This is a genomic window from Streptomyces sp. NPDC104814 (assembly GCF_055583185.1).
The window spans coordinates 152,696-173,326 of sequence record NZ_JBVJOL010000005.1 but is presented as its reverse complement, the minus strand read 5'-3'; the positions used below and the strand labels follow the sequence as shown (position 1 = coordinate 173,326).

General features: G+C 72.6%; 16 protein-coding genes and 1 riboswitch. Of the genes, 10 read left to right on the top strand and 6 right to left on the bottom strand.

Going from position 1 to position 20,631, the window contains the following annotated elements; translation table 11 throughout:
* Nucleotides 1-19: 19 nt before the first annotated feature.
* Together ACZ64A_RS19120 and ACZ64A_RS19115 are read right to left on the bottom strand one after the other, a co-directional pair.
* A complete protein-coding gene (locus ACZ64A_RS19120; protein ID WP_469811563.1) occupies nt 20-1,285 on the bottom strand; it encodes a LolA family protein in 1,266 nt (421 codons plus the stop codon).
* A 683-nt stretch (nt 1,286-1,968) separates the two neighbouring features.
* Entirely contained in the window at nt 1,969-2,979 is a 1,011-nt protein-coding gene (locus tag ACZ64A_RS19115) for a polyprenyl synthetase family protein (RefSeq protein WP_469811561.1), read from the bottom strand.
* A gap of 589 nt (nt 2,980-3,568) precedes the next feature.
* Nucleotides 3,569-3,753: riboswitch (cyclic di-AMP (ydaO/yuaA leader) on the top strand.
* Nucleotides 3,754-3,756: 3 nt separating this feature from the next.
* On the opposite strand from ACZ64A_RS19115, the gene ACZ64A_RS19110 reads away from it, so the two are divergent.
* Nucleotides 3,757-4,248, top strand: a complete 492-nt coding sequence (locus ACZ64A_RS19110) for a transglycosylase SLT domain-containing protein (RefSeq protein ID WP_469811559.1) — start codon at nt 3,757-3,759, stop codon at nt 4,246-4,248.
* An 8-nt stretch (nt 4,249-4,256) separates the two neighbouring features.
* Here the strand turns inward: ACZ64A_RS19110 and ACZ64A_RS19105 are convergent, their stop codons facing one another.
* The 3 genes from ACZ64A_RS19105 to ACZ64A_RS19095 form a co-directional block, all read right to left on the bottom strand.
* On the bottom strand, nt 4,257-5,063 hold the full coding sequence (locus ACZ64A_RS19105; RefSeq protein ID WP_469811558.1) for an HAD family hydrolase: 807 nt from the start codon (nt 5,061-5,063) through the stop codon (nt 4,257-4,259).
* Nucleotides 5,064-5,286: 223 nt separating this feature from the next.
* Complete coding sequence (locus tag ACZ64A_RS19100; protein WP_469811557.1) at nt 5,287-6,489, bottom strand: FAD-dependent oxidoreductase; 1,203 nt, start codon at nt 6,487-6,489, stop codon at nt 5,287-5,289.
* Between the two features lie 131 nt (nt 6,490-6,620).
* On the bottom strand, nt 6,621-7,877 hold the full coding sequence (locus tag ACZ64A_RS19095) for a carboxylate--amine ligase (protein WP_469811903.1): 1,257 nt from the start codon (nt 7,875-7,877) through the stop codon (nt 6,621-6,623).
* A 246-nt stretch (nt 7,878-8,123) separates the two neighbouring features.
* On the opposite strand from ACZ64A_RS19095, the gene fahA reads away from it, so the two are divergent.
* From fahA to ACZ64A_RS19055, 8 genes are all read left to right on the top strand, one after another.
* The gene (gene fahA / locus ACZ64A_RS19090; RefSeq protein ID WP_469811555.1) at nt 8,124-9,338 is read left to right on the top strand and encodes a fumarylacetoacetase; all 1,215 of its coding nucleotides are present in this window, start codon (nt 8,124-8,126) and stop codon (nt 9,336-9,338) included.
* A 234-nt stretch (nt 9,339-9,572) separates the two neighbouring features.
* Complete coding sequence (locus ACZ64A_RS19085; RefSeq protein WP_469811553.1) at nt 9,573-10,511, top strand: M56 family metallopeptidase; 939 nt, start codon at nt 9,573-9,575, stop codon at nt 10,509-10,511.
* Between the two features lie 204 nt (nt 10,512-10,715).
* A complete protein-coding gene (locus tag ACZ64A_RS19080; protein WP_469811552.1) occupies nt 10,716-11,504 on the top strand; it encodes a GntR family transcriptional regulator in 789 nt (262 codons plus the stop codon).
* Nucleotides 11,505-11,637: 133 nt separating this feature from the next.
* A complete protein-coding gene (locus tag ACZ64A_RS19075) occupies nt 11,638-11,865 on the top strand; it encodes a 4Fe-4S dicluster domain-containing protein (RefSeq protein ID WP_053852588.1) in 228 nt (75 codons plus the stop codon).
* A 16-nt stretch (nt 11,866-11,881) separates the two neighbouring features.
* Nucleotides 11,882-13,225, top strand: a complete 1,344-nt coding sequence (locus ACZ64A_RS19070; RefSeq protein ID WP_469811551.1) for an ABC transporter substrate-binding protein — start codon at nt 11,882-11,884, stop codon at nt 13,223-13,225.
* On the top strand, nt 13,222-14,103 hold the full coding sequence (locus ACZ64A_RS19065) for an ABC transporter permease (protein ID WP_469811550.1): 882 nt from the start codon (nt 13,222-13,224) through the stop codon (nt 14,101-14,103). Before ACZ64A_RS19070 ends, ACZ64A_RS19065 begins: the two co-directional genes overlap by 4 nt.
* Nucleotides 14,087-14,881 (top strand): ABC transporter ATP-binding protein, encoded by a 795-nt coding sequence (locus ACZ64A_RS19060; protein ID WP_469811549.1) that lies wholly within the window; start codon nt 14,087-14,089, stop codon nt 14,879-14,881. Before ACZ64A_RS19065 ends, ACZ64A_RS19060 begins: the two co-directional genes overlap by 17 nt.
* Nucleotides 14,882-14,901: 20 nt before the next feature.
* Nucleotides 14,902-17,703: a fumarate reductase/succinate dehydrogenase flavoprotein subunit gene (locus ACZ64A_RS19055; protein ID WP_469811548.1), complete on the top strand. Its 2,802-nt coding sequence runs from the start codon at nt 14,902-14,904 to the stop codon at nt 17,701-17,703.
* 63 nt (nt 17,704-17,766) lie between these two features.
* Here the strand turns inward: ACZ64A_RS19055 and recQ are convergent, their stop codons facing one another.
* On the bottom strand, nt 17,767-19,803 hold the full coding sequence (recQ, locus tag ACZ64A_RS19050; protein WP_469811901.1) for a DNA helicase RecQ: 2,037 nt from the start codon (nt 19,801-19,803) through the stop codon (nt 17,767-17,769).
* 254 nt (nt 19,804-20,057) lie between these two features.
* Here recQ and ACZ64A_RS19045 point away from each other — a divergent pair, with 254 nt between their 5' ends.
* The gene (locus tag ACZ64A_RS19045) at nt 20,058-20,594 is read left to right on the top strand and encodes a hypothetical protein (protein WP_469811547.1); all 537 of its coding nucleotides are present in this window, start codon (nt 20,058-20,060) and stop codon (nt 20,592-20,594) included.
* The last annotated feature ends 37 nt before the right edge of the window (nt 20,595-20,631 follow it).

Sequence of the window (20,631 nt, the reverse complement as noted above, 5' to 3'; positions counted from 1 at the left end):
CCGGCGGTGTCCCGCCGGCTTACCTGCCCGCGTCGGCGGCCTTGACCAGGGCGTCCTTGGTGACCGCGCCGACGTAGACCTTGCCGTCGTCGGTGATCAGGGCGTTCACCAGGCGCGTGGAGAACACCGTGCCCTTGCCGAACGGGCCGGAGACCTTGTCGCCGAGCGAGTCGAGGAAGCCGCCGAGGTCGCCGTCGGCCTTGCTGCCGGAGGGCACGCCTCCCTTGGCGCCGGTGTCGAAGACCGCGATGGCGCTCCAGCCCTCACCGAGGACCTTGGGTGCGCCGAGCCCCTTGCCCGGCTCCCCGCCCGGCGTGGGCAGCAGGTGCTGCGGGAGGCCGCCCTTCAGCGGGCTCTTTTCGTCGTCGCCCTTGCCGTGCTCACGGTCGCCGCCCTCGGTGACCTTGGCGCCCTTGGGCGGGGTGAAGTCGAAGGTGGAGGCGGCCGGCCGGGCGAAGCTGACCTGGGTGAAGCCGGCGTCGACCACGGCGGCGCCGCCGCTCTTCGGGGTCAGGGTGAACTTCAGCGGCACGCCGGTCTTCGCGTCCACGGCGATGGTGATGCCGCCGACGGTGCTGCCGGACTGCTTGGGCTTGATCAGCAGCTTGTAGGCGTCGCGGCCGGCGACGTGGGCGGTGCCGTCCACCGTGACGGCGGTGGTGGAGTCGGCGGCCTTCAGGGCCTGCTCGGCGAAGTCCTTGGGCGTACCGGTGAAGTCGTCCGCGCCCCGCTTGTCCTTGCGGTGGTCCTTCCCGGTGGCGTCCGAGGTGGCGTGGTACACCTCGTCGGACTTGCTGTCGTAGCCCCAGACGTCCTTGCCGTTGTGGATGAGGCTGTACTCGGCGGCCTCCTCCAGCACCGACACCTTCTGCCGGTCCGGTCCGTCGGCCGCGACCCGCAACGTGTGCGAGCCGGTGGCGAGTTCGGTGACCTTGGCGGACGGATCGGCGGCCGAACCGTCGCCGGCGCCGCCCGCCTTCCCGCCGAGACCGCCGGCGAGACCTGCGACGTCGGGCAGCCCGAGGTCGGTGGTGATCCGCACGGTGCCGGACATCTGCTGGACGTCCGACGCGGCGATCTTCTCGATGAGCTGCTGCGCGGTGATCTTCGGCAGATCCGGGTCGCCGGAGCTGGCGAGCGCGGGGACGATCCCGATCGTCGCGGCGGCCACGCCCACGACGGTCGCGGGCACGACGTACCGCGCGGCCCTGCGACGCCCCCCGCCCGACGAGCCGGCCGGCTCCTGCACGGCCGTCGCCCTGTCATCGCTTCCAAACGGTGCCATGTGTGCGCTACCTCCGTCGTCGGCGGCGGCTGTCCGTCCCGTGACCCGCGGCGCGTGCTCCCGCCGGGCCCCACCCCGAGCCGCCATTCTCACCCGAATCGGTGAGGAGTGGTGTCTTCCGTGCTTTCCATGAGACCAAATCGGCCGCCGGGAGACGTCACTCCCTGGACGCAACTGCGTGTACTGCTGGGGTATGACATGGCGGGGCCTCAGGTACCCCTACCCGTAGGGGAAGTGGGGGGCCGGGGAGCCCGGGGGCGTGAGCCGGGGGAGGAAGGGGGCGGGGGAAGGGGGGCGGGGGAAGGGGCTCCAGAAGGCACGGGGCGGGGGGCCGGCGCCGGCCGGAGGTGGTACGGGGCGGATGGCGGGCGTCAGCCGGAGAAGGTACGCGGCGGACGGATGCCTTCAGCCGGAAAAGGCACGCGGCGGACGGCGGGCCGTCAGCCGGAGAGCGAACGCGGCGGACGGCGGGCCGTCAGCCGGAAAAGGCACGCGGCGGACAGCGGGCCGTCGCCGGAGAACGAACGCGGCGGACAGCGGGCCGTCAGCCGGAAAAGGCACGCCGCGGACAGCGGGCCGTCAGCCGGAAAAGGCACGCGGCGGACAGCGGGCCGTCAGCCGGAGAGCGAACGCGGCGGACGGCGGGCCGGCAGCCGGAGAACGAACGGGGCGGACGGCGGCCCTCAGCCCGCCCGGTGCACCACCGCGTCGCACAGCTCAATCAGCGCCGCCTTGGCGCCGCACTCCCGCAGCGGCGCCAGCGCGGCCCGCGCCTCCTCGGCGTAGCGGACGGTGTCGCGCCGCGCCTGCTCCAGCGCGGGGTGCGCCCGCAGCGCGGTCAGCGCCTCCGCGTGTCGCGCGTCGTCGCTCAGATCGGAGTCCAGCAGCTCGCACAGGGCGCGGTCCTCCGGCAGCCCGAGCCGCTCGGCCCGCTCCCGCAGCCGCAGCACCGGGAGTGTCGGGATGCCCTCGCGAAGATCCGTCCCCGGCGTCTTGCCGGACTCGTGCGAGTCGGAGGCGATGTCGAGTACGTCGTCCGCCAGCTGGAAGGCCACGCCCAGCCGCTCCCCGTACTGCGTCAGCACGTCCACGACCGTCTCGTCGGCGCCGGACATCATCGCGCCGAACCGGCACGACACCGCCACCAGTGACCCCGTCTTGCCGCCGAGCACCTCGAGGTAGTGGTCGACCGGGTCGCGCCCGTCCTGCGGGCCCGCGGTCTCCAGGATCTGCCCGGTGACCAGCCGCTCGAACGCCAGCGCCTGCACCCGCACCGCCTCGGGCCCGAGGTCGGCGAGGATCTGCGAGGCCCGCGCGAAGAGGAAGTCGCCGGTCAGTACGGCGACCGAGTTACCCCACCGCGTGTTCGCGCTGGGCACCCCGCGCCGTACGGCGGCCTCGTCCATGACGTCGTCGTGGTAGAGCGTCGCCAGGTGGGTCAGCTCGACCACGACCGCCGACGGCACGACACCCGGCGCATACGGGTCCCCGAACTGCGCCGCCAGCATCACGAGCAGCGGCCGGAACCGCTTCCCGCCCGCCCGCACCAGGTGCTGCGCGGCCTCCGTGATGAAGGGAACCTCGCTCTTGGTGGCCTCGAGCAGCCCTTCCTCGACAGCCGCCAATCCGGCCTGGACATCGGCCTCGAGAGCCTGGTCCCGCACGCTAAGCCCGAACGGCCCGACGACGGTCACGAGGGGTCTCCTGTCTGCTGGTGCCGGTTGGCGATTACACGGTTTGTCGATAGGTCGCTGACATCACTCAAGTCAGCGTATCCGGTCACGTTTCGATCACCGATAGCGCCCACGGTTACAGGCCAGGCGGTATCGGATCGCGCCCGATATGTTTATCGATCAAATCTGATCAACCGAAAAGTACCGATATCAACCATGCTCGTGTCGCGAAGACCACCGCGAAGACCACCCCCACCCTCGGCGACAGACCCCGCCCCACCGTGCCACAACACGACCCGACTGCCCGTTTTGCCGTAATTAATCAGCCGATCCACCTTGGTCACCTTGGTACCAAATGTGTTTCCCCTGTGACACCAGTGAATTGGGTCACGCGAGCCTCTCGTCGGTCTCCTGTCCGTCCGCCCCGCGTTTAACCAGCCCTCACAAGCAAGTTGGGCCTAGACGATCACAAAGGATCAAGCAGCCCAAACGCCCCGGACCAAGGTCAACCAGGGCATTAGGTGAAACCGGTACTTGTTCCCGGCATCAGCTCTCGCATAACTTCCCGGCCTGTCGGATGGACGCCTAATCCTGCCGCCGTCCGGCATCCACCATCGGACCAACTCATCCGTGTACGGCAGGAGCGGGGGACCCAGGTAAGTCGCCGAGCCGGACGTCGTCACCCCGACGACGCCCCGGACCGGCTCGGGGTGAAGCCGTGCCGCATCCGCGGCCGGCCGGGCATCTCCAGCCCGAACCCGACAGCTCACCTCGCAGGCGCCGGAGAGGAACTTCGTCATGTCTGCTGCCGGTCAGCACCGCCGCACCCGCACGTCCCGCCTCGTCCGCACCCTCGCCGTCGCCGGCACCGGTGCCGCCGCCCTCGCGCTGCCGCTCTTCGGCGCGACCAGCGCCTCCGCCGCCACCCCGGCCAGCGCCACCGTGATCACGGCCGCCAACTCGGCCTACCCGAACAACCTCGACGGCTGGATCCGCCAGTCGCTGGCCATCATGTCCCAGCACGGCATCCCGGGCACCTACGACGGGATCTACCGCAACATCATCCGCGAGTCCTCCGGCAACCCCGCCGCCATCAACCTGTGGGACTCCAACGCGGCCGCCGGCACCCCGTCCAAGGGCCTGCTCCAGGTGATCGACCCGACGTTCCTCGCCTACCACGTGTCCGGCACCTCCATGGACCCGTACGACCCGATCGCCAACATCACCGCGGCCTGCAACTACGCGGCAGCCCGCTACGGCTCGATCGACAACGTGTTCAGCGCCTACTAGGCCGCACTTCACGGGAACAACCGCTCGAGGACGACGGCGATGCCGTCGTCCTCGTTCGACATGGTGACCTCGTCGGCCACGGCCTTCAGCTCCGGATGGGCGTTGGCCATGGCCACCCCGCGGGCGGCCCAGGCGAACATCGGGATGTCGTTCGGCATGTCCCCGAACGCGAGCGCCCGCTCGGCGCCCAGCCCGAGATGGCCGGCCGCCAGCGCGAGCCCCGTCGCCTTGGTGACACCGCACGGCTGCAGCTCCACCGTCCCCGGCCCCGACATGGTCACCGTCGCCAGGGAACCGACCACCGCGCGCGCCGTCGCCGCCAGCTCGTCGTCGGACAGCTCGGGATGGCGCAGCAGCACCTTGCTGATCGGCTCGCCCCACAGATCGTCGCGCCGCCCGACCCGCACCGCCGGCAGCGTCGGGTGCGGCATCCGGTAGCCGGGCTCGATCAGCGTCAGCCCGTCCACGCCGTCCTGGTCGACGGCGGCGTACACCTCCCCCACCTCGGCCTCGATCTTGCCGAGCGCGGTCTCGGCCAGCTCCCGGTCGAGGGTCACCGACCACAGCAGACGGCCGGCCCCCGCGTCGTACACCTGCGCGCCCTGGCCGCACACCGCGAGCCCCGTGCAGCCGAGGTCCTCCAGCAGCGGCCGTACCCGGGGCGCCGGGCGGCCCGTCACCACAAGGTGGCGCGCGCCGGCCTTCGCCACCCGCGCGAGCGCGGCCCGGGACCGGTCGGAGAGCGTGTCGTCGCCGCGCAGCAGCGTTCCGTCCAGGTCAGTGGCAATGAGGGCATATGCGAGGGGTGCGGCCATGATCAGAGAATACGGACCCCGCGGGGCACCCGTTCACCGCCCGATCCGGCCTCCTCCGGCCCGGGTTCCGGCAGGGATGCGGAGGCCGCCGAGGCGGCCGGCCCACCCGGGCTCATCGCCGGTTTCCCGGCCCGGCGGCACGCGCGGAAGGATCGACCGGACCACCGCGCCCGCCGGACCGGCCCGCCGCGCCCGCCGGACCGCCACGCCCGTGGTTCGCCCCTCAGCCGTGTGCCGCCACCAGGTGGCGGGCCAGGCGCGGCGAGGCGAACTCCGTGCCGCACACGAACCGCATCACCGGGCCGTACGACCCGGCCGCCGGCAGACCCGTGAAGTACAGGCCGGGGACCGACGAGACGTACCCGGCGCCGAGCCTGGGGGTGCCGCGGCTGGTGGCGAGGGTGGTGCGCAGCCCGTGGCCGAGGAAGTCCATCGCCGCGATGTTCACCCGGTAGCCGGTGGCCGCGATGACGTGGTCGGCGGCCAGCCGCTCGGTGCGGCCGGTGTGGCTGCGCACGGTGAGGGTGGCGCCCTCGCCCGTCGGCTCCGCCCGCACGATCCGCTGCACCTCGCTGACCTGCACCTTCCCCGAGAAGCGCTCGCGCAGCCACCAGGCGCCGAGCGGGCCGAGGACCCGGCGGACCAGGTAGTGGCGTATCTCGGCGGGCAGATAGCGGTAGGGATGCGGGTAATAGCTCAGCGCCCACAGCGACCAGGCCCGGCCGAACGGCGACTCGGGGCGCAGCCGGGGCTGGTCCCAGGGGGCCGCGCCGAACGCGACCCGGCCCCGGCCGCGGGCCACCACCCGCACCCGGGCCCCGGCCTCGGCGGCGAGCGCCGCCGTCTCCAGCGCGGACTGTCCGGCGCCGACGACGATCAGTTCCCGGCCGGCGAAGCGGGTCAGGTCGTGGTGCTGGGAACTGTGCGAGACGGGCGCCGTGGCGGCGGGCCCGTCCGGCGCGGCCGCGGCCAGCTCGCGGGGCAGGTGGGACAGGCCGGACAGCCCGGTGGCCACGACGACGGCCCGCGCGGTGAACTGCTCCCCGGAGTCCAGCTTCAGCTCGAAGCCGCCCCCGGTGCGCCGGTCCACGGACACCACCCGCACCCGCTCCAGCTCGGGCACCAGCTTCTGCTGGAACCACTCGCCGTAGGCGATGAACGTTTCCACGGGAATGATGTCCTCGTCGTTCACCAGCCGCCGGATGCCGGCCGCGTCGCAGTAGTCGGCGAGGGTGTGCCCGCGCTGGGGGCAGTCGATGCTGGAGGCCGCGGGGGTCGACTTCAGGAGCATGCCCGCGGGCATGTTGTCGCGCCAGCTGACCATGGGGTCGCCGAAGACGCGGACGGGCACGCCACGGGCGCGCAGATGGGCGGCGGTGGACAGGCCGAAGGGGCCTGCCCCGAGGACTGCTACCGGTTGGTTCACGAAGTCCCTCCCCAGGACGTCATGTCGTCACTTCGCGGTGTGTCGTCACGGTGGCGTCACCTCTCGGTGTCGTCACTTCGTGGTGTCGTCACTTCGTGGTGTCGTCACTTCGTGTTCCGGCCGGGAGGAGGCTACGACTGGTGGCGTCCACCCGGTCCGGTGCTGCCACGGCGGTGTGTCCGCCACAGCTGATAGAGGTGCTTCGCGCCGGGTCGCACGAAGCGCGCGAGCATCGTGAGGAAGGGCAGCGGGTCGTCACCCGCGAGCCAGGCCAGCTCCGTGCCGCTCGCCCGGGCCGGTGCGTGCGGCGTCGTGTAGCCGCTGCGGCGGTAGGCGAGCAGGGCGGCCAGGTCGATGTTCTCCACGATGTAGCGATGGCCGGCGCGCTGTTCCCCCTCCGGAACGGTGCGGCCGGTCAGGTCCAGGTGCATGGCCCGGACCACGTCCACCCCCGCCTCGTTCTCGAAGAGGCGGAACTGGGCGCCCATGCGCGGGTTGAAGTCGAGGAGCTTGTACTGTCCGTCGCGCCGGTCGAAGCGCAGGTCGAGGTCGATGATTCCGGTGAAGCCGATCTGTTTGATGAAACGTGCGGCGAGGTCGGCGAGTTCCGGGTTGTCGACGACGTAGGCGTTCGCCGTCATCCCGGCGTGCGGCGGCCAGGAGCGGACCTTGACGCCGGTGAACATCGCCAGCGGTGCCGAGTCGGCGCCGAAGCAGGCGTGCACGATCCAGTCCTCGGCCTGCTCGCGCGGCAGATACTCCTGAAGGATCACCCCGGGCGGCTCCCCCCAGTGCCGCGCCAGCGCGAGCAGGCCGTCGCGGGTGGTGATGCGGGTGGTGCCGTTGACGGCCGGCTGCCTGCGGCGCACGAACGCCTCACGGTTCTTGGCCACCACCGGGAAGCGGGCCTTCTGTGCGAACGCCACGATGTCGTCGTACGACCGCGGGAACGCGGCCGCCGGGCTGGGGATGCCGTGCTCCGCACACAGCTCGTGCAGCCCCTGCTTGCTGGCCAGCCGGCGCGGCAGGTCCCGGGCGACGCGCGGGAAGAGGAACGGCCCGGCGAGGTCCTCCTGGTGCTCGGCGATCAGCACCGCCGCCTCCTCGTCGGTGGGGATCAGCACGGTCGGCCGCCCGATCCGGCGCCCGATCCGCAGCAACCCCTCGACCAGGTGCCCCGCCTCCTCCGTGCCCGTCGTCGGCCACACGAACGCGCGCCGCAGATAACGGGAGGCGGCGGCCGGCGTGTAGGGGTCCTCGGTGATCGCGTACATGGGCACGCCCAGACGCCCCAGACTGCGGATCGCCCCGACCCCGCCGTGGTGCAGCGGGTAGTTTCCGAACTTCACGATCAGGCCCGGTACTTCACGGTCGGCCTGGAACGGCAGGCTTGCGGCACTGCTGGCCACGGGTCCCCCCACGTGTCCCCCCGACGGAACGGATGCCCTCCGTCCGTGTTCCCCGCAAAGGACGCTAAGCCGGAATTGCCACCTCCGACAAGGCCATAACGGACATTGCAAACTCTTTAGACACTGCCCAAGACAGCCGCCTCGGCCGTAACGTGTGCCGCGAACCACTTGGATCACGCGGCCCTGGCGCCGTGTCCGACGTGCACGAAAGCGAGGCGGCACCGCATGCCCCCCTTCGACGTCCCCGAGGGCGACCCCTTCGGTGCGCACAACCTTCCGTACGGCGTCTTCTCGCCCGCCGGTTCCCCGGCCGAGCGGCGGGTCGGTGTCCGGCTCGGCGACCACGTGCTCGACGCGGGAGCGGCGGCGATGGCGCTCGGCTCCCCCTATGCCACGCTGCTCGCCCAGCCCTCGCTGAACCCGCTCCTCGCCGCCGGCCGCACCACCTGGTCCGACGTCCGGCGCGCGCTGACGGCGTGGGTGACGGTGCCCTCGCACCGCGAGACCGTCGAGCCGTTCTTCCACCCCCTGTCCTCGGTGACCCTGCACCTGCCCTTCGAGGTCGCGGACTACGTCGACTTCTACGCCTCCGAGAACCACGCCCGGAACGTCGGCCGGATCTTCCGCCCCGACGCCGCCGACTCCCTCACGCCCAACTGGAAGCACCTGCCGATCGGTTACCACGGCCGCTCCGGCACCGTCGTCGTCTCCGGCACCGACATCGTGCGTCCCTCGGGCCAGCGCAAGGCCCCGGCCGATGCGGCACCCGTCTTCGGCCCGTCCGTCCGCCTCGACATCGAGGCCGAGGTCGGCTTCGTCGTGGGCACTCCCTCCTCCCTCGGCGAACCGGTCGCCCTCGGCGACTTCCGTGACCATGTCTTCGGGCTGTGCCTGCTCAACGACTGGTCGGCCCGTGACATCCAGGCCTGGGAGTACGTCCCCCTCGGCCCCTTCCTCGGCAAGTCCTTCGCCACCTCGGTCTCCGCGTGGATCACCCCGCTGGAGGCCCTGGACGAGGCCCGGGTCGCACCCCCGGAGCGCACCCACCCGCTGCTGCCCTACCTCGACGACTCCGCCGACGAACCCGGCGGCTACGACCTGCGGATCTCCGTCGCCATCAACGGTCACGTCGTCTCCGAGCCCCCCTTCTCCACCATGTACTGGACGGCCGCCCAGCAGCTGGCGCACATGACGGTCAACGGCGCTTCGCTGCGCACCGGCGACTTCTACGGCTCCGGCACGGTCAGCGGCCCCGACCCCGCCCAGCGCGGCTCCCTGCTGGAGCTGACCTGGAACGGCCAGGAGCCCCTGGAACTCCCCGACGGCAAGCGGACCTTCCTGGAGGACGGCGACGTGGTGACCCTGTCCGCGTGGGCGCCCGGCCCGGACGGCGTCCGGGTGGGCCTCGGTGAGGTGACAGGCCGGATCGTCACGCGCTGACGCCCCCGACGAAGCCGCACCGTGACGGGGGCACCACCGGCCGGCCCCCGCCACCGCGGGGCCGTGATCACGCGCCGCCCCTCAACCCCCGCAGTGCCTCCAGCCAAGGGCTGACGCACCGCCCCCGGGGCCGTCATACTGGCGACGGACGCGCTCACCGAGCCGTCGAGCGATCGCGTCCGTCGCCCGTACGACCACCCCCGCCCTGTCCGCCCAGGATCCGGAGCCCGTGGCATGACCGTCTGCCTGCTCCTGTTGAGCGTCGTCGCTCTGACGGCCGCTGTGCCGGTCCCGCGCGCGCTGACCCGGGCCGCCTGGCCCGAGCGGGAGCCGGTCGTCGCCCTGTGGGTGTGGCAGTGCCTCGTCGCGACCGTCCTGCTGTGCTGCGTCGCGGCCCTGTCCCTCAGCACCGCCGCCGTCTTCCACACCGTGCGCACCCAGCTCTTCGCGCCCGCGCCGCCCGGCGTGACCGAGGCGTACGACCTGTCGTCGGCGCCGCCCTGGGCGGTGGCGCTCACCCTGCTGCTGGCCTGCGGTGCCGGCTGGACCACCGCCATGCTCGCCCGCGAGCTGGTCGAGGCCCGCCGACGCCGTGGCGTGACCCGCGCCCACCTTCGCGAACGAGCCCCCGAACTGCCGGCCGGCCTGGGCCCCGCGCGTGGCCCCCTGCTCGTGCTGGAGGACGAATACCCCGACGCCTGGTGGATGCCCGGCCATCCGCCCCAGCTGGTCGTCACCACGGGCGCCCTGCACCGCCTCACCGCCCACCAGCTCGACGCCGTCCTCACCCATGAGCGCGGCCACGCCCGCGCCCACCACGACTGGCTGCTGCACCTGTCCACCGCACTGGCCACCGGTTTCCCCCGCATCCCGCTCTTCGCCCATTTCTGCGACCAGACCCACCGCCTGGTCGAGCTGGCCGCCGACGACACCGCCTCCCGCCGCTGCGGCCACATCACCACCGCCCTGGCCCTGATCGAGCTCAATCAGCACCGGGGCGTGCTGTCCTGCGCCTCCAGCCACCGCCTGCTCGGTGAGCGGGTCGACCGCCTGCTGGAGCCTCCGCCGCGGCTGGACCGCAGCCGACGGGCGCTGACGACCACCGTGGCCGCACTGGTCCCCCTGCTGCCGCTCCTGATCGCCTTCGCACCCGGTCTCACGGCACTGGCCTGACACGCACTGGCCTGACACGCACCGGCCTGACACCGGCCGGCGTCACGGCACCGGGCCGACGCGGCTGCCAGGGACTGCTCCCGGGTGGCAGATCTTCCCCAATTCCCGCCGGAACCCGAGGTCAGCCCCATATTCGACGGGCCGTCAGGTGGCGCAACATTTCAGCAATCCTCCTTTTCCTACCGGCTCGGTATGGTTCCAGCCATGCCAGCCACCGACCGCATCCGAGACCACGCCGGCCAGGGCGCGACCACCGTCGCCGCCCACCGTGCGCGGCGCCGGCTGCGTGCGGACCGGGCCCGGCAGCTCGCCGATCTCCTCCGCCGCCAGCTCCTCACCGGCGGCTTCGAGAGCGGCACGCTCCCCCATGAATCCCTTCTCGCCACCGACTACCGCACCTCCCGCAACACCGTCCGGCAGGCTCTCGACCTGCTGCGCTCCGAGGGCCTCGTCGACCGCCTGCCCGGCGTCGGCACGGTCGTCGTCGCCCGTAAGTACCCCCACGGGCTCGACCGGCTGATGGGACTGGCCGAAACCCTGCACGAACACGGCCGTGTCACCAACGAGGTCCGCACCATGGGCCCCGTCCCCGCGCCGGGCCCCGTGGCCGACCGACTCCAGGTCCCGCCCGGCGCCGACGTCCTCTACATCGAACGGCTGCGCCGCCTCAACGGCCTGCCGCTCTCGCTCGACCTGACCTATGTCCCGCTCGACATCGGCACCGCCCTGCTCGGCGCCGACCTGGAGAACACCGACGTCTTCCGTCTCCTGGAGGCCATCACCGGCCGACGTCTCGGCCACGCCGAGATCACCCTGGAGTCGGTGAACGCCGACGCCCACTCCGCCGCCGTACTGGAGGCACCGCGGGGAGCGGCCGTCCTGATGCTGGAGCGCCTCACGCACCTGTGTGACGGGCGCCCGGTGGACCTCGAGTTCATCCGCTTCCGCGGCGACCGCATCTCCATGAGCGGTCTGCTGCACCGCTCCGTCTGACCTCTCACCGTCCTCATCCCGCCCCGCCCCCTTCCGTTCGTCCCGTCCGGCCCCTCACCTCTTCATCGTTCGGCGGGGCCCGACCGGTTCACGGCCTCGGGGACCTTTTTCCGCGGATTTCCTGGAGACAGCCATGCCCTTGGTGCCCCAGCGGGCCGACGTGCCCGTGACCATCGACGAGTCGAAGTGCATCGACGGCTGCACCCTCTGCGTCGACATGTGCCCGCTGGACTCCCTCGCCATCGACACCTCCAGCGGCAAGGCGTACATGCACGTCGACGAGTGCTGGTACTGCGGCCCGTGCGCGGCCCGCTGTCCCACCGGAGCCGTGACGGTCAACATGCCCTACCTGCTCCGGTGAGAGGTCACCCACACCCATGAACCGCAAAGCCCTTCCCGCCGCCGTCCTGCTCCTCGCGCCCCTGACCGCCTGCGGCGGCACCGCCTCCGCCGGCGGCGACGACTCGACGGTCACCGTCACCGTCGGCTACCAGTCCAAGACCATCAACACCGTCACCGCCGGCACCCTGCTGCGCTCCCTCGGCTACTTCGAGAAGCAGCTGAACGCCCTGCACGACGGCCACACCTACAAGGTCGCCTGGCAGGACTACGCCACCGGCGCCCCGATCACCGCCCAGATGACCGCCGGCAAGATCGACATCGGCTCGATGGGTGACTTCCCGCTGCTCATCAACGCCGCCCGCGGCAAGCAGCTCGACCGCCCCACCCACCTGGTCTCCGTCACCGGCTACAACCTCCGCGGCGGCCTCAACACCATCGTCACCGCACCCGGCTCGACGCTCGCCTCCGTGACGGACCTGAAGGGCAAGAAGGTCTCCACTTCCGTCGGCTCCGCCGCCGACGGCACCCTCGTGCGGGCCCTGCAGCGCGCCGGGATCGACCCCGACAAGGGCATCGAGAAGCTCAACCAGCAGCCCGCCGTCGGCGCCTCCGCCCTCGCCGCGGGCAGCACCGACGCGCTGTCGCAGTTCGTCGCCTGGCCGGGCCTGCTCGCCTACCAGGGCAAGGCGAAGGCCCTCTACGACGGTGCCCAGCTGAACCTGCCCACCTTCCACGGCGTCACCGCCCGGGAGGACTTCGCGAAGAAGCACCCCGCCGTGCTCGGGGCCTTCCTCAAGGCCCAGGCCGAGGCCACCGACTACCTGGACGCCCACCCCGTGACCGCCGCCGAGAAGGTCGCCGACGCCACCGGGCTGCCCGCCGAGGTCGTCTACCTCTACAACGGCGCCCACGGCATCGCCACCTTCGACCCGGCCGTCAAACCCCAGCTCGTCTCCGCGCTGAAGCAGGACGTGGCCATCCTGAAGGCCGCGAAACTGACCGGCGACATCGACGTGGACGCCTTCGTCGACGACCACTACGTGAAACAGGCCCTCGGCGCCTCCTACGCCCGGCGCCTGACCGCCGCGCCCGCCCCGGCCGCCGCCGAGATCTGGCCCAAGGGCGCGGACAAGACCCTCGAACTGCCCTCCCCCGCGGCGCTCCTCAGCCATGTGAAGCGCCACCGCGACACCGTCCGCGCCGCCTACGTCGCCGACGCCACCACCGGCACCCCCTGGTTCGCCGACAAGGCGATCTGGGTGGCCGACGGCAAGAAGCTGCTGCCGTTCGTCGCCCCGGCCACCGCCCGGGCCTACGTCCTGGGCCACGGCGGAGCACGCGTCGTCACGTACGCCAGAGCTCTGGGGCTGGCCTCATGACCCGGTACGCGCTGCGCGTGATCTCCCTCGCCGCCGCCCTCGGCGTGTGGCAGCTGCTGACCAGCCTGGACGTCGACCTGTGGCTGCGCTTCTCGCAGTTCCCCACGGTCACCGACGTCGCCCACGCCTTCGCCCGGCGGCTGTCCGGCCCCGACTACTGGACCGACCTCACCGACAGCCTGACCCGCATCGCCTCCGGCTTCCTCCTCGCGGCCGTCCTGGGCGTCGCCACCGGCGTGCTCGTGGCCCGCTCGCGGCTCGCCGAGGACCTGCTCGGCACGGTGCTGGAAGTGGTCCGCCCCATCCCCGCCATCGCCCTCGTCCCCGTCGCGATCCTGCTCTTCCCCTCCAACGAACAAGGCATCGTCTTCATCACCTGCACCGCCGCCTTCTTCCCCGTCCTCGTCTCCACCCGGCACGCGGTGCGCGCCCTGGCCCCCGTGTGGGAGGAGGCGGTGCGCACCATGGGCGGCGGCCGGTGGCGTGTGCTCGGCTCGGTCGTGCTGCCGGGTGCCCTGCCCGGCATCTTCGGCGGGCTGTCGGTCGGCATCGGCGTGTCGTGGATCTGCGTGATCTCCGCCGAGATGATCTCCGGTCAGTACGGCGTCGGTTACCGCACCTGGCAGGACTACACCGTCGTCGACTACCCGGGCGTCTTCGTCGGCATGGTCACGATCGGCGTGCTCGGCTGGATCACCTCCACCGCCGTGGAACTCCTCGGCCGCCGCCTGACCCGCTGGCTGCCCCGCACGTCCCCTGCCGCCACGGCACGCGTCCGCCCCGCCCGGACCGCCGTACCGAAGGCGCCGGCCGGCACCGCCGTGGCCACGGCGTCCCCCGCGCCGAGCAAGGAGGCCCGTGATGAGCACCTCGTCTGAGACCCGCACGCCCACCCGGCCCGCGACCCGCCCGGCACAGGCCGCCCGCGGCACCCGGCTCACCCTGTGCGGCGTCACCCTCGGCCGCCCGGACGCACCCGCCGTCCACGGCGTCGACGTGGACATCGCGCCCGGTGAGATCCTCACCGTCGTCGGCCCCTCCGGCTGCGGCAAGTCGACCCTGCTGCGCACCCTCGCCGGGCTGCTGCCCCCGCTCGCCGGCACGGTCGAGCAGGACGGCCGGCCACTGACCGGACCGGCGGCCGAGCGCGCCCTGGTCTTCCAGGAGGACGCGCTGCTGCCCTGGCGCACCCTGCGCGGCAACGTGGAACTCCCGCTCGCCATCGCCGGCGTCCCGCGCCGCGTGCGCCGGGACCGGGCCGGGGACTGGCTGGCCCGCGTCCATCTCGCCGAACACGCCGGGCAGTTGCCCCACCGCGTCTCCGGCGGACAGCGCCAGCGCGCCCAGCTGGCCCGCGCCCTGGCCGGCCGGCCCCGCGCCGTGCTGATGGACGAGCCGTTCGGCGCGCTGGACGCCCAGACCCGGGCCGGCATGCAGGACCTGCTGGTGGAGGGGTTGCAGGGCACGGGCGCCACCGTCGTCTTCGTCACCCATGACGTCGACGAGGCGCTGTTCCTCGGCGACCGCGTGGCGCTGATCGGCTCCGGCGAACTGACCGCCGTACGCGATGTGCCGCGCCCCCGTGACCGGACGGCGCACGACGACCCCGCGCGCGTGGCGCTGCGCCGCGACATCCTCTCCTCGCTCGGTACGTGAAAGGCACCCCGGTGACTGTCGTGAACACTGTGGACACTCCCCTGGCGATCCCCGCCCTCGGTGACGCCGAGGAGCTGACCTGCGACGTCCTCGTCATCGGCGGTGGCACCGCCGGCACGATGGCCGCACTGACAGCCGCCGAGCGCGGCGCGGACGTGCTGCTGCTGGAGAAGGCCCACGTCCGCCACTCCGGCGCGCTCGCCATGGGCATGGACGGCGTCAACAACGCGGTCGTCCCCGGCCGCGCCGAACCCGACGACTACGTCGCCGAGATCACCCGCGCCAACGACGGCATCGTCGACCAGTCCACGGTCCGCCAGACGGCGACGCGCGGCTTCGCCATGGTGCAGCGGCTGGAGTCGTACGGCGTGAAGTTCGAGAAGGACGAGCACGGCGAGTACGCGGTCCGCCAGGTGCACCGCTCCGGCTCCTATGTGCTGCCCATGCCGGAGGGCAAGGACGTCAAGAAGGTCCTCTACCGGCAGCTGCGGCGGCGGGAGATGCGCGAGCGGATCCGCATCGAGAACCGGGTGATGCCGGTACGGGTGCTGACGGCGCAGGGGCGTGCCGTCGGAGCGGTCGGCTTCAACACGCGCACGGGCGCCTTCGTGGTGGTGCGCGCGGGCGCGGTGATCCTCGCCACCGGCGCCTGCGGCCGCCTGGGCCTGCCCGCCTCCGGCTACCTGTACGGCACCTACGAGAACCCCACCAACGCGGGCGACGGCTACGCCATGGCCTACCACGCCGGCGCCGAACTCACCGGCATCGAGTGCTTCCAGATCAATCCGCTGATCAAGGACTACAACGGCCCGGCCTGCGCCTATGTCGCGAACCCCTTCGGCGGCTACCAGGTGAACCGGCACGGCGAGCGCTTCGTCGACTCCGACTACTGGTCGGGGCAGATGATGGCGGAGTTCGCCGCCGAGGTGGCCTCCGACCGGGGGCCGGTCTATCTCAAGCTCAGCCATCTGCCGGAGGAGTCGGTCACGGCGCTGGAGTCGATCCTGCACTCCACCGAACGCCCCACCCGCGGCACCTTCCACGCCGGACGCGGCCACGACTACCGCACCCACGACATCGAGATGCACATCTCCGAGATCGGCCTGTGCGGCGGCCACTCCGCCTCGGGCGTGCGCGTCGACGACCACGCCCGCACGACCGTGCCCCGCCTGTACGCGGCCGGCGACCTGGCATGTGTGCCGCACAACTACATGATCGGCGCCTTCGTCTTCGGCGACCTGGCCGGCGCGGACGCCGCCCAGTACACGGCCTACGAGGGCGAGTTGCCGGAGGACCAGCTGCGCGAGGCGCACGAGCTGATCTACCGCCCGCTGCGCAACCCGGACGGCCCGCCGCAGCAGCAGGTCGAGTACAAGCTGCGCCGCTTCGTGAACGACTACGTCGCCCCGCCGAAGTCGGGCGCCCGGCTCTCGCTGGCGCTGGAGGCGTTCGAGCGGATGCGCGGCGACATCGCCGCGATGGGGGCGGCGACCCCGCACGAACTGATGCGGTGCGCGGAGGTCACCTTCATCCGCGACTGCGCGGAGATGGCCGCGCGCGCCTCCCTGGCCCGCACCGAGTCCCGCTGGGGCCTCTACCACGAACGCCTGGACCATCCGGCCCGTGACGACGCCTCCTGGTTCCACCACCTCGATCTGCACAAGTCCCCCTCTGGTGCAATGGAGTTCACGGCCCGTCCCGTGGCTCCCTATCTGGTCCCCGTGGAGGGGTACGCGCCGGTCGGCGGTGCCTCCCGGGCCCTCGGCGAGGTGCGCCCGCAGGACGTGGCCACCGCCGGGTCGCGGGACGCGGCACCCGTGGCGGTCACGGGCGTCGCCGACGAGCACCCCGCGCCGGAAGGGTCCGTCCCGCAACCGCCGGACGCCCTGCCCCGCACCGGGCCGTCCGCCGAGCGCCTCCTGGAGCTGGTCGCCCTCGCCGAGGAACAGCCGGAACTCGACGCCCTGCGCCCCTACTTGGCGGACCCGGCTGCCGCCGTCCGGCGTGAGGCGGTCGCCGTCCTGACCGAGACGCTGCCCGCCGGGACCGGGCCCGCCCTCGCCGCCGCGCTGCGTGACACGGCCGCCGAGGTGCGGTCCGCTGCCGCCGCCTCCCTCCGTGAGCTGGTCGAGACCCTGCCGCCCGAGCCCCCGCTGCGCGACGGTCTGGCCGCCGCTCTGACCGAAGCGGACCCTGTCGTCCGCGCCGCCGCCCTCGACACCCTGCGGGCCCTGCGTCTCGGTGACGCCGGCCTGTTCGCCGGCTCGCTGACCGACACCGACATCACCGTGCGCATCGCGGCCGTACGGGCCCTCGTCTCCGTCGACGCCGCCGACGAACTGGCCCGAGCCGCCGGCGCCGACCCCTCCCGCGAGGTCCGGGTCACGCTCGCCAAGGCGCTGGCCACGGTGGCGGTGACCAGCCGGGCGGCCGACTCCCCGGCCTCCGCGTCACCGGGTACCGTCCTCGCCGCGCTCGCCGGCCTCACCGAGGACCCCGACGCGCTGGTGCGCGGGGCGGCCTACGAGGCGCTGGGCACCGCCGGCTGCCCTGCCGACCTGGCGGCGCACGCCGTCGCCGCCCTGGCCGACGCGGCCTGGCAGGTCCGCGCCGGTGCCGCCACCGCCCTGTCGGCCGCGGACGCCGCCCTGGCCGTCCCCGCGCTCGCCAAGGCGGTCGCCGATCCGAACGCCGACGTACGCAAGGCCGCCGTCCTCGCCCTCACCCGGCACGGCGACGCCGAGGGCGCCCGCGCTGCCCTCGCCACGGCCACCGCGGACACGGACGCCGACGTCAGGGCGTACGCGACACGGGGGCTGTGACGAGCGGGTTCGGTGGGTGCGTGAGGGTCGCCGCCGGACAGCGACCACCGCGCACCCCGCGCCCTACATCCAGTCCTCGGGCTCCGGTTCGACGTCGGGCCAGTCGTCCTCCGGCTCCGCCGCGTCCGTCCTGGCATCCTGCGGCACCGCCGCCTTGGCACCGTCCCCCTGCGGTGCTGCCGCGCCGGGCTGCTCGCCCAGGCCGGCCAGGACCTCGATCACGCCCTCCCCGTACGTCTCCAGCTTCTTCAGGCCCACCCCGCTGACCGTGCCCAGCTGCTGCACCGACGTCGGCCACACCGTGACGATCTCGCGCAGCGTCGCGTCGTGGAAGATGACGTACGCCGGGACGCCCTGCTCGCGGGCCTGCTCGGCGCGCCAGGCACGCAGGGCCTCGAAGGCGGGCTGGAGCGACCCGGGCAGCTCGGCGGCCGCGGTCTTCGGCCTGCCGCCCCGGCCGGAGGAGCCCGAGGACCCCGACGCCGCCCGGGAGGCCGCCGGCTTCTTCGGCTCCTTGCGCAGGGGCACGTCCCGCTCGCGCCGCAGCACCGACCCGCTGGCCTCGGTCAGCACCAGCGTGCCGTACTCTCCCTCGACGGCGAGGAGGCCCTGGGCGAGCAGCTGGCGCACCACACCGCGCCACTCGCCCTCACCGAGTTCCGGGCCGATGCCGAACACCGACAGCTGGTCGTGGTCGAACTGGATCACCTTGCCGGTGCGCTTGCCCAGCAGGATGTCCACGATCTGACCGGTGCCGAACTTCTGCCCCCGCTCCCGCTGCAGGCGCACCACCGTCGACAGCACCTTCTGCGCCGCGACCGTGCCGTCCCAGGTCTCCGGCGGGGTCAGGCAGGTGTCGCAGTTGCCGCACTCCGCCGCCTCCGGCTCCTGCCCGAAGTAGGCGAGGAGCTGACCGCGCCGGCAGCGGGCCGTCTCGCACAGGGCGAGCATGGCGTCCAGGTGCGACTGGGCCCGCCGCCGGAAGGCCTCGTCGCCCTCACCGGACTGGATGAGCTTGCGCTGCTGTATGACGTCGTTGAGGCCATAGGCCATCCAGGCCGTGGACGGCAGTCCGTCACGGCCGGCGCGGCCGGTCTCCTGGTAGTAGCCCTCGACCGACTTCGGCAGGTCCAGGTGGGCGACGAAGCGCACGTCCGGCTTGTCGATGCCCATGCCGAAGGCGATCGTCGCCACCACGATCAGACCGTCCTCCCGCAGGAAGCGCGACTGGTGCGCGGCGCGCGTGCCGGCGTCCAGACCCGCGTGGTACGGCACCGCCCGGACGCCGTTGCGGGTGAGGAACTCCGCCGTCTTCTCCACGGAGTTGCGCGACAGGCAGTAGACGATGCCGGCGTCCCCCGGGTGCTCCTGGCTCAGGAAGCTCAGCAGCTGCTTCTTCGGGTCCGACTTCGACACGATCCGGTACTGGATGTTGGGCCGGTCGAAGCTGGCCACGAAGTGCCTGGCCCGCGGCATGTTCAGCCGCTCGGTGATCTCCCGGTGCGTGGCGTGGGTCGCGGTCGCGGTGAGCGCGATGCGCGGGACGTCCGGCCAGCGCTCGCCGAGCAGGGACAGGGTGAGGTAGTCGGGCCGGAAGTCGTGGCCCCACTGGGAGACGCAGTGCGCCTCGTCGATGGCGAAGACGGAGATCTTCCCCCGGGAGAGCAGGTCCAGGGTGGCGTCGACCCGGAGCCGCTCCGGCGCCAGGTACAGCAGATCCAGCTCGCCCGCCAGGAACTCGGCCTCCACCACGCGCCGCTCGTCGAAGTCCTGCGTGGAGTTGATGAACCCGGCGCGCACCCCGAGCGCCCGCAACGCGTCCACCTGGTCCTGCATGAGCGCGATGAGCGGCGAGACGACGATCCCCGTACCCGGTCTGACCAGGGCCGGGATCTGGTAGCACAGCGACTTGCCGCCACCCGTCGGCATGAGGACGACCGCGTCCCCGCCGGCCACCACATGCTCGACGATCGCTTCCTGCTGGCCGCGGAAGGCCTCGTATCCGAAGACCCGGTGCAGCGTGGCGAGCGCCTCGCTCTCGCCCGCGCCCGGCGCCCCGGTCATCTCTGCCATCTCGCTGATCACGCCCGTCCCGGCCATCGTCCCGTCCCCCGTGCGTCGTCCCTCGACCACTGCCTCCACGATAGGGGCCCGCGCTGACAGCCCCCGAGTTATCCACAGGCGTGCGGTGTGATCATCCGGCCTGGACACCGCACGCCTGTGCCGTCGTCGCACCTCAGCCCAATGGACCGTCCGACGTGGCGAGCCCCCGACGTGCGGGACATGCTGCTCGGGCGGGCCCCGGGGGGACCCGCAGCCGTCGTGTCCGTCCGTCGCCCGAGGAGATGTCCCTCATGCGCCCCCGTCTCGCCAAGGCCGTCCTCGCCCTGACCGCGTCCCTCACCCTGCCCCTGGCCGCCGCTCCCGCCCACGCCGACTCCGCGGGCCCTGACCCGGTGCTGCGGGGGCAGCTCGCCCGCACCTACGAGGCGACCGCGAAGTACGGCTACCTGCCGAACGCGCTCGCCGACGGCTACCAGGCGCACATGTGCCTCGCCCGCGACCAGGGCGGGATGGGCTACCACTACTTCAACGAGTCCCGCTTCGGCTCGCTGGACCCCGCCAAGCCGGCCGGCCTGCTCTACGAGGACGACGGCAACGGCGGACGCCGGCTCGTCGGCGTGGAGTGGGTCGTCCCGACCGCCGACGCCCACGGCAAGCGGCCGCAGATCTTCGGCCAGGACTTCCAGGGCCCCATGGCCGGCCACTACCCCGGCATGCCGCGCCACTACGACCTGCATGCCTGGCTGTACAAGCCGAACCGCAACGGCCTGTTCGCCCAGTGGAACCCGGACGTGACCTGCCCGGCCTCCGACATGCCGAAGGCCTGACGCCCACCCGCCTCGCCCCCGCACGCGCGCCCCCGCC

Coding starts and splice junctions, on each gene's coding strand:
- ACZ64A_RS19045 (WP_469811547.1), top strand. CDS start 20,058: ATGCGCCCCCGTCTCGCCAAGGCCGTCCTCGCCCTGACCGCGTCCCTC.
- ACZ64A_RS19085 (WP_469811553.1), top strand. CDS start 9,573: ATGACCGTCTGCCTGCTCCTGTTGAGCGTCGTCGCTCTGACGGCCGCT.
- ACZ64A_RS19120 (WP_469811563.1), bottom strand. CDS start 1,285: ATGGCACCGTTTGGAAGCGATGACAGGGCGACGGCCGTGCAGGAGCCG.
- recQ (WP_469811901.1), bottom strand. CDS start 19,803: ATGGCCGGGACGGGCGTGATCAGCGAGATGGCAGAGATGACCGGGGCG.
- fahA (WP_469811555.1), top strand. CDS start 8,124: ATGCCCCCCTTCGACGTCCCCGAGGGCGACCCCTTCGGTGCGCACAAC.
- ACZ64A_RS19065 (WP_469811550.1), top strand. CDS start 13,222: ATGACCCGGTACGCGCTGCGCGTGATCTCCCTCGCCGCCGCCCTCGGC.
- ACZ64A_RS19105 (WP_469811558.1), bottom strand. CDS start 5,063: ATGGCCGCACCCCTCGCATATGCCCTCATTGCCACTGACCTGGACGGA.
- ACZ64A_RS19110 (WP_469811559.1), top strand. CDS start 3,757: ATGTCTGCTGCCGGTCAGCACCGCCGCACCCGCACGTCCCGCCTCGTC.
- ACZ64A_RS19070 (WP_469811551.1), top strand. CDS start 11,882: ATGAACCGCAAAGCCCTTCCCGCCGCCGTCCTGCTCCTCGCGCCCCTG.
- ACZ64A_RS19060 (WP_469811549.1), top strand. CDS start 14,087: ATGAGCACCTCGTCTGAGACCCGCACGCCCACCCGGCCCGCGACCCGC.
- ACZ64A_RS19075 (WP_053852588.1), top strand. CDS start 11,638: ATGCCCTTGGTGCCCCAGCGGGCCGACGTGCCCGTGACCATCGACGAG.
- ACZ64A_RS19080 (WP_469811552.1), top strand. CDS start 10,716: ATGCCAGCCACCGACCGCATCCGAGACCACGCCGGCCAGGGCGCGACC.